Below are 12,486 nucleotides of genomic sequence, written 5' to 3' on the forward strand. Positions count from 1 at the left end.
AATAATTTCTTTTTATGACTCCCAAACGATGCTATCTGGGTGGTCATACCAAACATGTAGTTGCTCTTCATAGACCTGCTCTATCACATTTCTCTTGATCTTGAGCGTCGGTGTCATAAAGGCATTTTCCACAGTCCAAGCCTCTTTGACTATGATGATGCTGTTAATATACTCGTGCTTAAGTGCCTTAGCGTTAAGTTGTTCCATGTTTGTTTGCAATCCGCTGCGGATGCTTTCTTTGTCTGCAGCTTGCCCTATCTCAGACAGCACAACTAAAGCGATAGGCTGTGCCAATCCTCTTCCTAAAATACATACCTGCTCAACGTGGTTATTCATAGCAAAGGCATACTCAAGGGGTGCGGGTACTACAAATTCACCTTTGGCGGTTTTGAAGGTATCTTTTACACGTCCGGTGATTTTCAAGTACCCTTCTTCATCTAGTTCGCCCATATCTCCTGTATGTAGCCATCCATCCTTAATTGTTTCTGCAGTTTGCTCAGGGTGCTTATAGTAGCCATTCATCAGCCATGGGGCCTGCATAAGCACCTCTCCACTTTCTGGATCGATCTTGATGACTGCAGACGGATATGGCTTTCCGACTGAATTTTTCTTGATGTTGTCTTTGGGCATGTACGTACAAGCCCCTAAGTTTTCCGTCATGCCATATACCTCTTGAATGGTAAGCCCAAGCTTAGCAAACCAATCAATCAGTGAGGAAGGCATGGGAGCGGCCCCCGTTAAGATGACTTTAGCTTTACCTAAACCCAGACTAGTCTTTATTTTGTTTCTAATAATGTTGTTAACAATTGGAATTTTTAATAATAAATCTAACTTCTTTTGCGGTATTTTACTCAATACACCTAAACGAAACTTAGTCCAAATACGGGGTACCGCTATAAAGTGAGTAGGCTGTGCTTGCTGTAAGTTTTTAGAAAAGGTCTGTAATGATTCAGAAAAATAAATACAACCTCCCCCCTCAAGAGCACCGCTTTCGACAACATTTCGCTCAGCGATATGGCACAGCGGTAAGTACGAAAAGTGTCTGTTAGCGGTATTATTGAGCAAGAATATATCTCGTGACATGGTTTTCCCATACCCCAAGCGCTCATACGTAAACATTACGCCCTTAGGTGAACCCGTCGTTCCTGATGTATAAATAATGGTCGCCAAGTCTTCTGCCTCAGGGACATGGTTTTGAGTAAGTGGCTGATGCTGCTCTAGTAAGTCCGCCCATTTTATCATTCCCTCTATAGGCGCTTGATTGGAGTATTGCGGATAAGAAATACATATTATTTCATCAGGAACGCCTTGGCTCATCTCTTCCCATTCATCTAACTTCCCTACAAATACCACTTTGCATTCGCTTTGTACGAGCACTTCATTCAGCTTTTCGTTGGTGAGCGTTGGATAAAAAGGTACGGAAACATGGCCTGCCATCATAATCGCGAGGTCATTGATAATCCAGTGAGCACAGTTTTTGGAGACGATGCCAATATTACTTTGCTTGGGGAGATCCAAAGCCTTAAGTGCCGTTGCAATTCTGCGCACTTGATTGCCCACTTCCCCCCAACTGTATTCAATCCAATCATCATTTTGAGGTTGTTTTAAAAACACATTGTCTGCTTGGGTAGCTTCCCAATGGTAAAAGTTATCTAGGAATGTTGTTTGGAGTTTAGTTTCAGACATACCATTTCCCTAATTATTTTATTTTATGTTAAAAATATTTTATTTAATAAAGCATAAAACAAGTCCATAAACATCTCAATAGACTCTGATTTTGTTGAGTTAATAGTTATTCAACCGACTACATAAACACATTAGGAAAACTCTATTTGCAGCATGTAACTAGGCCCTTTTATGCTAGGTTTAAAATGATTGTGTTTAATCACAAAATACAAAATTATTTTCTTTTTTATTATTTGTAATGACTGAGATATTACGGCCAAAAGGTGGCGAAATTTGTGCTGCTGCAATAATGTCAGCTTCGGAGCTTTGAGCAACAAAACGTTCGCCATTTTCATTTTCTGCGATCACAATACATTGATTTGCTACATTACGTGCATAGATAACTGTGTAGCTAATGACCTGACCTTTTTGAGGAGCCACAGCCGGTGTACAACTAGGAAAGTCTTCAGCTGTGAAACGACTTAAAACCAGCATCGACCAGTCGAGTTTTTTACCCGAAACACCATGAGGTTGGCAAGAAAATACGCCTGCAGCATGTTTGGACAACATCCCACCATTAGTCGTCACTAATCCATAGTCATCAGGCTCGCAGCGCAGAGTATTTACCATCTCGGCAATTCCGTGCATGCTGTAGTTATTCCCTGGGCCACCGAAAAAGGGTAAACCACCCGTCTGGGTTAATGGCACGCTGCCGTCAGTGGGTAAATCCAGTACCTCACACGCACTACTTACCGCACAGGGAAAGCAGCTGTAAATCTCAAAATGATCGATATCAGCCACTGATGTATCCGCTATTTTCAGTGTTTCTTCAATCATTTTAGCCATTGCCGCAGAGCGACCGACATTCGGCCGAAGGTACACAGGTGCGTCATAAGCTTCGGCATAACCGTGAAGAAACACCCATTTAGCTGGGTCTATTCTTAAGCTTTTTGCTTTGCCAACATTCGTCAGTAGTAATGCAGCCGACTGATTAACCGCATCTTGCGATACAAATCGTTTAGTGTAAGGAATAGTGAGCCGATAATTATCTGTTTGCTCCAAAAGCAATTCTTGGATTGTGAAAGCTTTTGGAAACTGTGCATAAGGGTTTTCAGTTGCTCGTTTGCTAAAAGGTCCCCACATCTTCGCCATTGCTTCAGCATGCTCCTTTAAGCTTAAGCCCGCATTTAGGGCCCTCATGTTTTCTATTATAGAGTAATAATATATTGGGATTGTTAAACCATTTTGAGCTTCAGTATCATGCACAAAGGATTTTCCATAGCCCCGGTCTTCTAAGTCGACATCTGCATGATCTTCATACCAGTTAAGGCTAAGCCCATTTTTTTGAGCATACTTTTGTGTACCTATAGCTTCCACACCACTTAGTAAAACCAATTGTTTCTCATTTTTAGCGATAGCCTGAAACATCTCAGCCAACAGTTGCATCGGTTGAGAGCCGCCTACTTCACTGTATATTCGATGCTCTGGGGACGCTCCAATTCTGCGGGCTATCGATTCAGGTAGGTTATTACTGCCACCAAATGGCGAAGCCCATAAAGGAGTGGAATCAGCAAATAATCTAACGGTGACAATAGTATCAATTTCAGCAACTGCTGATCCGATACCCGCATCGACTAATGCATTTTTAGCTGCAACTGCCGCTAAATCAGCCGGAGATTGAACGTTTTCTATTTCAACGGGATACCCTTGAAGGAGATGTTGACCAACGCCCACCAAAATGGGGGTATTATCAGCAAGTTGATCATAATCGATAGCACCATGATTACGGCTCATTGTAGTGGCTCAGTGTCGGTCAAATTTAAGGCAAACTTTAGCATTAAAACAGCGAGGCAACATTACAGTAAGGAAATCATCTCGCAACGACACTTTGGCAATAGCAACAAGCTCTTCGTTAAAAATAATTGAGAAACAGAACTATTTTTATCGACTATCGGGCAAATTAAAAATTTGAATACACCGTCTATTTCACCTAGAAACCCATTAAATTCATTAATGAGGACTTATGAATTAAGCTTCTTCATCCTGCCTTACTGAAGTGAGAAAGCCAGATACCAACATAAATTGTGCTGCATAATAGGTACTCATTATCCAGTAACTCTCATACGGAAATGGATTAATAAATTTATTAATGGCGATGAAGGAATCAGAGATAATAAATAATATGGCTCCCAATACTGCCCAACGTATAGGTAAAGACGAATGCAAAGCCAGTAGTCCCATTGCCGCAATAGTCAGCAAATAGGCGATCACCGGTAACTGTAAATTCCCAAGGTTGGGTATCAGCAACCACACCATTATCAACATATACATTATTAGCAACACGCACAGGGGCCAACGACGCTGAAAGCCTTGCCAGTAATGCCTAAATAACACAGCATAGCTAAGCTGTGCTAATAGAAACGCGGCCACTCCAAATATAAATTCGTCAAACGCTAGTAACAAGTCACCACAACCACTAAAGACCAGTGCTAACAATAAAATAGTCCGAGTTGAACTCGACTCTAGTTTAAACACCCCAACGCCTAATATTGCGATAGGGATGATTTTCAGGAGCCATAAAAAGTCCAATACATATTGCAGGCTAACCATATACAAGAGTACAAAAAAGAAAAATACGACGCTTATGCTTTTTGACATATTCACTCTTTTCCGATATTTATTATTAAGGATGAAGATTGATCCAACATGACATCTAGACCACCCCAACGCTGGCACTTGCTTTTGATCGAGTTTAAACGAAAAGTAACTTATTTGGGTGTTTAAATTAGATTTCACTGTAGATAAAGAAGCCCTCAATATTGGAAGCCAATCTATGACCAGATACAAGAAAACGGGTAACCTCCCTTAATACTAGGCATTACCCAATAAAGCAGACTTTAACTGGAAGATAAGTTTCCATGATTTTTACCTAATGTCTGGCTAAGTTATAGTGTTCATAATCATCAATATTTACTATTTAATAAGGTTTATATGAATTTTGCAGAATTCGCAGAATCTCGAAAGAGTGTTCGAGGCTTTAAAAATAAAACGGTCTCAAAAGAGCTGGTCGATGCGGTCATCAATGGGGCTAAGTGGGCACCGTCTTCTTACAATACCCAAACTTGGCGTGTGCATGCTGTAACAGGTGACGTACTTGATAAAATACGTGAAGACAATACTAAAAACACCCTTGCTGGTAAGCCACATGTCCGGGATTTTCCATATAAAGAAGATTATGAAGGGGTACACAGACAGCGACAGATCGACGTAGCAATACAACTGTTTGAAGTTATGGGCATAACTAGAGAAGATAAAGAAAAACGTATGGAATGGATGATGCGAGGGTTTCGTCAATTTGACGCACCGGTATCTCTTGTTCTTACCTACGACAAGTCGTTAGAGCCTGCGGGCATAACTCAGTTTGGCTTGGGTTCTTTGGCTTACGGTATTGTACTGGCCGCATGGGATCTAGGCTTAGGGTGCGTGATTAATGGCCAAGGAATTATGCAATCAGATGTTGTGCATAAACATGCGCAAATTCCAGACACAGAGGCAATAATGATTTGCATCGCTATGGGTTATCCAGATGAAAATTTTGAAGCAAATAACGTGCGTTCTGTTCGCGCCGATAATGAAGATTTTGTGAGTTATCACGGATTCTAAAAACAACAACAGCTTAGTTATAAATATTAGATTCGCTATGCTGTAATCTTAATAACTATCACAGGAATATCGACTAAACGTTGTTAATCATGTTTAGTGCCTTTCGTGTGATAGTTATCAAATTATTTTTTGTCACTAAATTTTAGAGTAAAGAAAAACAACAAGAAATAACTTGTGAAGGCAAACCAGTAAGGTAATGCCCCGTCTATAGAATATAAGTAGGTACCCAACAATGGTCCTACAGTAAATCCCAATGGCCCACAAGAGCCAGCGACCCCAGCGACTGCACCCTGCTCTTCCGATGAAACAGCAACAGAGGCACCAGCCATAAATCCTGGACCCGCTAGCCCCATTCCCAAACCAAGAATACACATAGCCAGTATATACATGTTCTGAGATTGGCTTAAGGCCATCATAGCGAAGGCAATCATCATTATGGGCATTGATATTCTAAGCAGCACAAAGGGTCTTACATGCAAGCGTGGAATAATCAACAATTGCACGAGTAGAGCGGCGGCAGCCGAAAACATCAAACTAATGCCCACAATTTTAGCTGTTTGAGTGCCATCGAGCCCTAATACATCTTGAAAGCGAAACGCGATAGTTTGTTGCACTATGGCAAAACCCATAAACAAAAACACGCCAGCAATCACCAGAGGAAAAATCCTCGGGTCACTGTATTTAAGTCTCTTTGGCTTTTTTATGACGGTAGGCTTAGGTAATTCCGGCAAGGCATACAGAGTCAATATAGCGGCTGCCAGCGTTAAAAAAACCGAGAAATACAGCGGTGTAAGCAGACTGATACTGGCGAGTAAGCCACCAATGGCTGGCCCCAATATTGAACCAATATTGCCAGCGGCCCCTATTGCCCCCATTCCTTTAATACGATTGGTAATGGTCGTAATATCAGCCATGTAGGCGTTTGCTGATGGCGCCACGGCTGCCATTACCGTGGCGTTGGCAACACGAGTCACAATCAACAGTATTAAGGCGGTTACTGGAACAAGATACCCTAGTAATGCAGCCTGAAAAACACTAGCAAACAACACAGTGCCTACAGAATAACCAAACAGACCAATTAATAAGATCTTTCTTCTACCCCAAAGATCACTGGCGCGGCCCCAAAGGGGGCTGACCAGAAACAGAGTCAAGGATGAGGCAGAAATAATGGCACCAATTTGCACTTCCACTAAGCCCACTTCCCTTCCAAGTGGGGCCAATATGGCAAACAACACAGTTTGGGCAAAACCCATAGCGCCCGCAGCTAACAATAAAGTGCGTTTGGCTAAAATATTAGCTTGAGACTCATTAATTGTCATTGGACATACGTCAACGGTATTAGGTCACCTGAGTATTGTTTGCCAAAATAAGCTAATGTCAGTTGCAATACTCGGTAACAATAACCCCGAATTTCAACCGTCATCAGTACTTGAGAAATAAAGGTATAAAGTATTATTAGATACGGTTTCATTGTCATATTTTCTTTTCCATGCTTTTTGTCATACTTTTTGTCATATACTTTTTAACACCTTTTTCCACATAGAAAATTTCTCACTATCACACAAAGTAATCCAATATTCGTTGCTAAAACACGGGTCTTGTAGTTTACCGCATAGGGAGAAATGGCACATGATATATAATATTGGGGCTATTAATTTTAAGATCACTGTATCCATGTTATTGGTATTCTTATGTTGCTATGAAAGTAACTAACGACAATTTCGATAAGTACTTGGTGATACGCCAGTCCAATGTTTAAAAGCACGTGAAAATGTTGCCAGCTCAGTAAAACCCACAGCTAAGCTTATCTCTGCCAAGGTCAAATTTGGCTGTTCAAAAAGGCTGATGGCCTTGTCTCGCTTCACATTATCTTTCAATTGTTGAAAACGACTGCCTTCTGCAATCAATTTTCGGCGCAATGTTCTAGAGGTCATATTTAGCTTTGCAGCTATAGTTTCTAAATTTGACTTATTTTCCAACGTAGCATCTTCTAATAAACGCAGCACTTGAGCGCTACAGGTATCGTAATAGGATTGTTTTTTAAACCATTGTAAGGGGATCTGTTTGATGTATCCCAATAATTCATCTTTATTTTGCACCACAGGCAAATTTAAATATTTGGCTTCAAATAGCAGCGCATTATTATGACTTTGATAGATACAGGGACAAGGATACATTAATCGGTATTCTTCATGGTGTGCAGGTTTAGCATGCTGCACTTGTACTATGCTCAATGGGATAACTTGCCCCACTAACCAGCTTGAAAATCGATGGCAAATTAATAATAATAATTCGCTCAATAAACTATTGGGTGAATGATGGTCGCTAATTGATTTAAAGTTTGCATTGAGACTAACTGATACTTGCGCGCCTATTTTTTTAACTTCAAATTGTAACTGATCCCCAGTCAGATTATAAAAAGCAGCAGTATGAGTAAAAACATCATCAAGAGTTTTACAAATAATCAAGCGCTCGGCTAATAAGTTAAACATACCTACTTTTACTTTATGCTCGGTGAACCCCAAAAATTCATCACCGCTTACTTGCCAACAACTTTTTACAATACTGGCTAATTGTGTGGCCAATACTCTGGTTCTTGGTTGCTCTAACTGAGTCGATTTTAGTTCAGCACGAGCCAAGATTTGTTGTTTATTTCCTCCTAGTAACACCCCATTATTTAAATGTGACCGAGCAAAATAACTTGCAATTGTATGCTGGTTTGCAAAATGATTTAGCAATGTCATTCCTGTCCGTTTTTAACAATTTATAGCTTTATTAAAGCAAAATTTGCATAGAACTTAAAGAGGCATGTCCATAAATGCTAAATTATTGACTTTATTCCTCATTGCTTATGACCCCCTATTTGTCAATAATTAGTATTAATTTGCAAATACAACGAGGTTTCTTATGTCCGTAATAGAAGAAGGTAATACCGAAGAAATACAAATGTTTCGCGATATGGTGTTGCGCTTTTTAGAACAGGAAGTATTGCCCCATTACGATTCATGGGAAAAAAATCATAAAATGCCCCGGGAAATGTGGAATACCATGGGAAGTGCGGGCATGCTTCTGGTGGATTTCCCTGAAAAATATGGTGCTGCAGATGCCAGCTTTGATGTGTGTCAAATGATTCAAGAAGAAATGTGTCGCCTGAATCTGCATGCTTTAGCTACCGGGTATAACATTCACTCAAATATCGTGGCACCTTATCTGTTACACATTGGCAACCAACAGCAACAAGACCGTTGGTTACCGGCTATGGTCTCTGGTGAAGTATTAACTGCACTTGCAATGACTGAGCCGGGAGCAGGCAGCGATCTTGCTGGTATTCGAACTAAAGCAATTAAGGACGGTGATCATTATATCCTGAGCGGCTCTAAAACGTTTATCACCAATGGCAACGATGCCGACATGATTATTGTGTGTGCCAAAACCGATGTTAATGCAGGCTCTAAAGGGATCTCGTTATTTTTGGTTGATACCAGCATCCCCGGTTTTTCTACCGGCAAACCTATTGAAAAAATAGGGCAACATTGTAGTGATACTGCCGAATTATTTTTTGAAAACATGCACATACCTAGCAACGCTTTACTAGGCGAAGAAGGCAAAGGATTTGTGTATCTCATGCAAGAGCTTCCCCGAGAGCGACTTGGTTGCGCGGTGCAAGCGATTGGTCATGCTCAAGGCGCACTGGATATTACTTGCGATTATGTCAAAGAACGTAAGGCATTCGGTCAATCGGTGTCACAGTTCCAAAATACCCGTTTTAAATTAGCAGAGTGTCAAACCGAGCTTGAAATGTGTCGGGCGCTTCTAGAAAAACATATGCACAAATATCAACGGGGAGAAATGACAGTGACCGATGCTGCCATGCTAAAACTGGCTGCCACGGAAATGCAGCTAACCATGGTAAACGAGTGTTTACAGTTATTTGGGGGGTACGGCTATACCGACGAATACCCTATCTCTCGTTTTTATCGCGATGCACGGATCCAAACTATTTATGCTGGTACGTCAGAAATCATGAAAGAAGTCATTGCACGGGACATTTTAGGTCGATGAAAAGGCATAACAACACCACAATAAAATTATATCTATTGGAAATATTATGACTATCCCCGTTGAGTTTGAACATCGTATACGCATTCCACTCATAGCATCACCAATGTTTATTGCCAGTCATCAAAAAACTTATACAAGTACATTTCCCAAATAACATAACTAATTTGGCTATTTTTAAATTCACAATAAGACACCAATAGATGCTATATAAAACGATTGATTATCAAGTACAGGATCTAATATTAACCTTAAGTTTAAACCTTCCTTCACTCAGACAACTAATACTGATTTAAACAGTTTATTTATTTCCCTACTAAACCATTCTATGCAACCTTAGTCTATATTGAGTCGCTATAGGGAGAAGCGCTCACGCAAAAAATGAGCAATACCATCATGGTGATTATTTCCAATTACAGCGCTCGCAGATTTTTTAACTTGGGCTTGTGCATTTTCTGGAGCATAACTTTCATCAGCAAGGGCAAACATACTTAAATCGTTATCACCATCGCCAAAACAAATAACATTGCTAGCTCCCAATTGCCTTTTAAGGTTGGTAACTGCCGTACCTTTGTTGGCACTTCGGTGATGAACATCTAACCACCAATAATTATTACCTTCTTGTGCTGGACCAGAGTAAGCAATGAGATTTGCATGTGTATTGAGTGCTAGCCATATTTTTTTAATCGTGTCAGCGAAACCAATCATACTGATATTAGTCACTTGACTATTAATGGGTAACGCTTCTAAAGGTAAAAGTGTCGCTTTGGTGCTTGAAAAGTATTTATAAACTAGTTCTTTTTCTACATCGTGACGGGTTTCAGTATGGAAAATAAAATGGTCATGGTTATCGATAACGTTAACAAAAGGGGTAATGCCTTGTTCAAGCGCAGCATCGGTAACGGTGGAGATTTCAGCGTTATCAAGTAGATTTTCCAAAGTGATTTGTTGAATTTTAGGGTCCCATATTGTCACCCCATTATTGTAGATTTGAGGCAATGCAAACTCATGCCCGTCCACAATACGCTGGGCCGATAACATAGTGCGACCTGTTGCTAAGGTATAAGCAATATTTTTTTCGCTTAACAAGACAAGGGTTTCTTTGGTAAAAAGTGATATTTCAGATGCATCGTTTAACAGAGTGCCATCTAAATCAAAAAAAATAAGATCCATAGATATTTCAGTAACTCAAGATTATGGACTAAACATTAGCCCTACATTTAAGACAAGTCATAACAGACTACTACGAGTTTCACGGCAAATTAGTTTATAAGCCTGAAGAACTGTTTTAAATGCAAATGAAAATTAGCGCTTTAGGTAATAAATATCTCTAAAAGGGATTACAACCAACCCTTAGACTTTTCCATATCGCTTGCCTTTGCTTCAATCCATGTATCCCCTTGTGTGGTGGTTTCTTTTTTCCAAAATGGTGCTTGGGTTTTTAAATAATCCATAATAAATTCGTTAGCATGATAAGCAGATTGACGGTGTTGACTGGTGACACCAACAAACACAATTTGTTCTGACACTTTTAGTTGTCCAACACGGTGAATTACCGACACACTGCCTAGTTGCCATTTAGATCTAGCTGTTTTGACTATGTTAGCTAATACTTTTTCTGTCATCGCTGGGTAGTGTTCTAAAAATAAACCACTGACAGTTTGTTGTAGATTCAAATCCCGAACTAAGCCAACAAAGGTCACCAGAGCACCATCACTGGTATTACTGTCTCTTAATTTTTGGTATTCGTGAGTAAAATCGAAATCCTGAGCTTGCACCACGATTTGCGTAAAATGGCTCATAAAAATTATTACCCACCGGTCACTGGAGGAAAAAATGCGATTTCGTCGGCATCATTTATTGCAGTATCGTCGCTTGTCATCTCTTGATTTACCGCAACCAAAGCTTTACCGTAAGCCAAATATTCTTTCCAAGTATCGTCTTTTGCCTGCAACATACCCCGTAACTTCGCCACAGTGTTTAGTGCATTGCCACTTTGAATTATGTCGATCTCTAGGCATTCCGTTTTAATGATGTCTTTAAGTTGACCAAAAAACAAAATCTTTAACATGACCAATCACCGCTTTTGCCACCTTGTTTACTGAGAACCTTGATATCACTAATGACCATGTGAGGGTCAACGGCCTTACACATATCAAATAAGGTCAACGCGGCTATACTCACAGCCGTAAGCGCTTCCATCTCAACACCGGTTTGCCCCGCTAGCTTACACAGAGCTTGTATTCGAACTTTATTATCTTCATCCAAGGTTTGAAAATCGATCTGAACTTTAGATAACATCAATGGATGACATAAGGGAATAAGATCACTGCATTTTTTTGCCCCCTGAATACCCGCGATACGCGCTATAGATAACACATCACCTTTGGCATGAGTGTTATCTTTTAACATGATAAAAGCGGGTGTAGACATGGATATATACCCTTCTGCCACAGCTTGTCGTTGTGTCACCTGTTTGTCGGTCACATCAACCATATTAGCCTTTCCATGCTCATTCACATGAGTAAAACTTGCACTTTGGTTTTGCATACGGCTGTTATCCTCTACTCGGGCATTCGATGATGTCTTTTAAATGTACAACAAAATTACACGGACGATGAGTCGAGTCTAACTGTTGTTGCAGGATACTGTTCCACGCTGTTTTACAGGCTCCAGTTGAACCTGGCATACAAAATATTGCAGTACCATTGGCCATTCCCCCTAGCGCCCTTGATTGCACTGTTGATGTGCCAATTTCTAAGAAAGACACATGTCTAAATAACTCACCAAAACCTTCAATCTCTTTTTCAAACAACGGTAACATAGCTTCTGGCGTCGTATCTCTTGCAGTAAACCCTGTTCCACCTGTCACCAAAACCACTTGAATATCATCTGCAGCTATCCAATTAGACACCACAGCTCGGATCTGAAACTTGTCGTCTATAACAATTTTTTTGTGTATGACATTATGCCCAGCAGCGATCGCAGCCTGATTAAGATATTGCCCCGAGGTATCATTCGCTTCACTGCGCGTATCCGACACAGTTAACACCGCGATATTGAGAGCCTGTTTAGTATTTGAGTCAATCACTGTCATGT

12 protein-coding genes are annotated in these 12,486 nt (G+C 40.4%); 2 read left to right on the forward strand and 10 right to left on the reverse strand.

Features of this window, described 5'->3' with window-relative positions; genetic code table 11:
* Positions 1 to 12: 12 nt before the first annotated feature.
* The 3 genes from CXF95_RS10775 to CXF95_RS10785 all read right to left on the reverse strand — a co-directional run bounded on the left by CXF95_RS10775 (position 13) and on the right by CXF95_RS10785 (position 4,323).
* Complete coding sequence (locus CXF95_RS10775; protein WP_101198656.1) at positions 13 to 1,686, reverse strand: AMP-binding protein; 1,674 nt, start codon at positions 1,684 to 1,686, stop codon at positions 13 to 15.
* A gap of 195 nt (positions 1,687 to 1,881) precedes the next feature.
* Positions 1,882 to 3,459 carry a hypothetical protein gene (locus CXF95_RS10780; protein WP_101198657.1) on the reverse strand — a complete coding sequence of 526 codons (1,578 nt, stop codon included), beginning with the start codon at positions 3,457 to 3,459 and terminating at the stop codon, positions 1,882 to 1,884.
* A 234-nt stretch (positions 3,460 to 3,693) separates the two neighbouring features.
* Positions 3,694 to 4,323, reverse strand: a complete 630-nt coding sequence (locus CXF95_RS10785) for a lysoplasmalogenase (protein WP_232787761.1) — start codon at positions 4,321 to 4,323, stop codon at positions 3,694 to 3,696.
* Positions 4,324 to 4,656: 333 nt separating this feature from the next.
* On the opposite strand from CXF95_RS10785, the gene CXF95_RS10790 reads away from it, so the two are divergent.
* Positions 4,657 to 5,328 (forward strand): nitroreductase, encoded by a 672-nt coding sequence (locus tag CXF95_RS10790; RefSeq protein ID WP_101198658.1) that lies wholly within the window; start codon positions 4,657 to 4,659, stop codon positions 5,326 to 5,328.
* A gap of 122 nt (positions 5,329 to 5,450) precedes the next feature.
* Here the strand turns inward: CXF95_RS10790 and CXF95_RS10795 are convergent, their stop codons facing one another.
* A complete protein-coding gene (locus CXF95_RS10795) occupies positions 5,451 to 6,647 on the reverse strand; it encodes an MFS transporter (RefSeq protein WP_198556551.1) in 1,197 nt (398 codons plus the stop codon).
* 390 nt (positions 6,648 to 7,037) lie between these two features.
* Positions 7,038 to 8,072, reverse strand: coding sequence for an AraC family transcriptional regulator (locus CXF95_RS10800; protein ID WP_101198659.1), 1,035 nt, complete (start codon positions 8,070 to 8,072; stop codon positions 7,038 to 7,040).
* A gap of 163 nt (positions 8,073 to 8,235) precedes the next feature.
* Here CXF95_RS10800 and CXF95_RS10805 point away from each other — a divergent pair, with 163 nt between their 5' ends.
* On the forward strand, positions 8,236 to 9,390 hold the full coding sequence (locus tag CXF95_RS10805; protein WP_101198660.1) for an acyl-CoA dehydrogenase family protein: 1,155 nt from the start codon (positions 8,236 to 8,238) through the stop codon (positions 9,388 to 9,390).
* A 351-nt stretch (positions 9,391 to 9,741) separates the two neighbouring features.
* Here CXF95_RS10805 and CXF95_RS10810 read toward each other — a convergent pair whose 3' ends face one another.
* The 5 genes from CXF95_RS10810 to moaB all read right to left on the reverse strand — a co-directional run bounded on the left by CXF95_RS10810 (position 9,742) and on the right by moaB (position 12,484).
* Complete coding sequence (locus CXF95_RS10810; protein WP_101198661.1) at positions 9,742 to 10,560, reverse strand: HAD family hydrolase; 819 nt, start codon at positions 10,558 to 10,560, stop codon at positions 9,742 to 9,744.
* A 167-nt stretch (positions 10,561 to 10,727) separates the two neighbouring features.
* Positions 10,728 to 11,189, reverse strand: a complete 462-nt coding sequence (moaE, locus tag CXF95_RS10815; protein ID WP_101198663.1) for a molybdopterin synthase catalytic subunit MoaE — start codon at positions 11,187 to 11,189, stop codon at positions 10,728 to 10,730.
* An 8-nt stretch (positions 11,190 to 11,197) separates the two neighbouring features.
* Positions 11,198 to 11,458 carry a molybdopterin converting factor subunit 1 gene (gene moaD / locus CXF95_RS10820; protein ID WP_101198664.1) on the reverse strand — a complete coding sequence of 87 codons (261 nt, stop codon included), beginning with the start codon at positions 11,456 to 11,458 and terminating at the stop codon, positions 11,198 to 11,200.
* A complete protein-coding gene (gene moaC, locus CXF95_RS10825) occupies positions 11,452 to 11,937 on the reverse strand; it encodes a cyclic pyranopterin monophosphate synthase MoaC (protein ID WP_101198665.1) in 486 nt (161 codons plus the stop codon). Before moaC ends, moaD begins: the two co-directional genes overlap by 7 nt.
* Before the next feature lie 7 nt (positions 11,938 to 11,944).
* Positions 11,945 to 12,484, reverse strand: a complete 540-nt coding sequence (moaB, locus tag CXF95_RS10830) for a molybdenum cofactor biosynthesis protein B (protein WP_101198667.1) — start codon at positions 12,482 to 12,484, stop codon at positions 11,945 to 11,947.
* Between the last annotated feature and the right edge of the window lie 2 nt (positions 12,485 to 12,486).

Source organism: Paraglaciecola sp. MB-3u-78 (assembly GCF_002835935.1).
Classification (GTDB): Bacteria; Pseudomonadota; Gammaproteobacteria; order Enterobacterales; family Alteromonadaceae; genus Paraglaciecola.

Coding starts and splice junctions, on each gene's coding strand:
- CXF95_RS10785 (WP_232787761.1), bottom strand. CDS start 4,323: ATGTCAAAAAGCATAAGCGTCGTATTTTTCTTTTTTGTACTCTTGTAT.
- CXF95_RS10805 (WP_101198660.1), top strand. CDS start 8,236: ATGTCCGTAATAGAAGAAGGTAATACCGAAGAAATACAAATGTTTCGC.
- CXF95_RS10795 (WP_198556551.1), bottom strand. CDS start 6,647: ATGACAATTAATGAGTCTCAAGCTAATATTTTAGCCAAACGCACTTTA.
- moaB (WP_101198667.1), bottom strand. CDS start 12,484: ATGACAGTGATTGACTCAAATACTAAACAGGCTCTCAATATCGCGGTG.
- moaD (WP_101198664.1), bottom strand. CDS start 11,458: ATGTTAAAGATTTTGTTTTTTGGTCAACTTAAAGACATCATTAAAACG.
- CXF95_RS10780 (WP_101198657.1), bottom strand. CDS start 3,459: ATGAGCCGTAATCATGGTGCTATCGATTATGATCAACTTGCTGATAAT.
- CXF95_RS10800 (WP_101198659.1), bottom strand. CDS start 8,072: ATGACATTGCTAAATCATTTTGCAAACCAGCATACAATTGCAAGTTAT.
- CXF95_RS10790 (WP_101198658.1), top strand. CDS start 4,657: ATGAATTTTGCAGAATTCGCAGAATCTCGAAAGAGTGTTCGAGGCTTT.
- CXF95_RS10810 (WP_101198661.1), bottom strand. CDS start 10,560: ATGGATCTTATTTTTTTTGATTTAGATGGCACTCTGTTAAACGATGCA.
- moaC (WP_101198665.1), bottom strand. CDS start 11,937: ATGCAAAACCAAAGTGCAAGTTTTACTCATGTGAATGAGCATGGAAAG.
- moaE (WP_101198663.1), bottom strand. CDS start 11,189: ATGAGCCATTTTACGCAAATCGTGGTGCAAGCTCAGGATTTCGATTTT.
- CXF95_RS10775 (WP_101198656.1), bottom strand. CDS start 1,686: ATGTCTGAAACTAAACTCCAAACAACATTCCTAGATAACTTTTACCAT.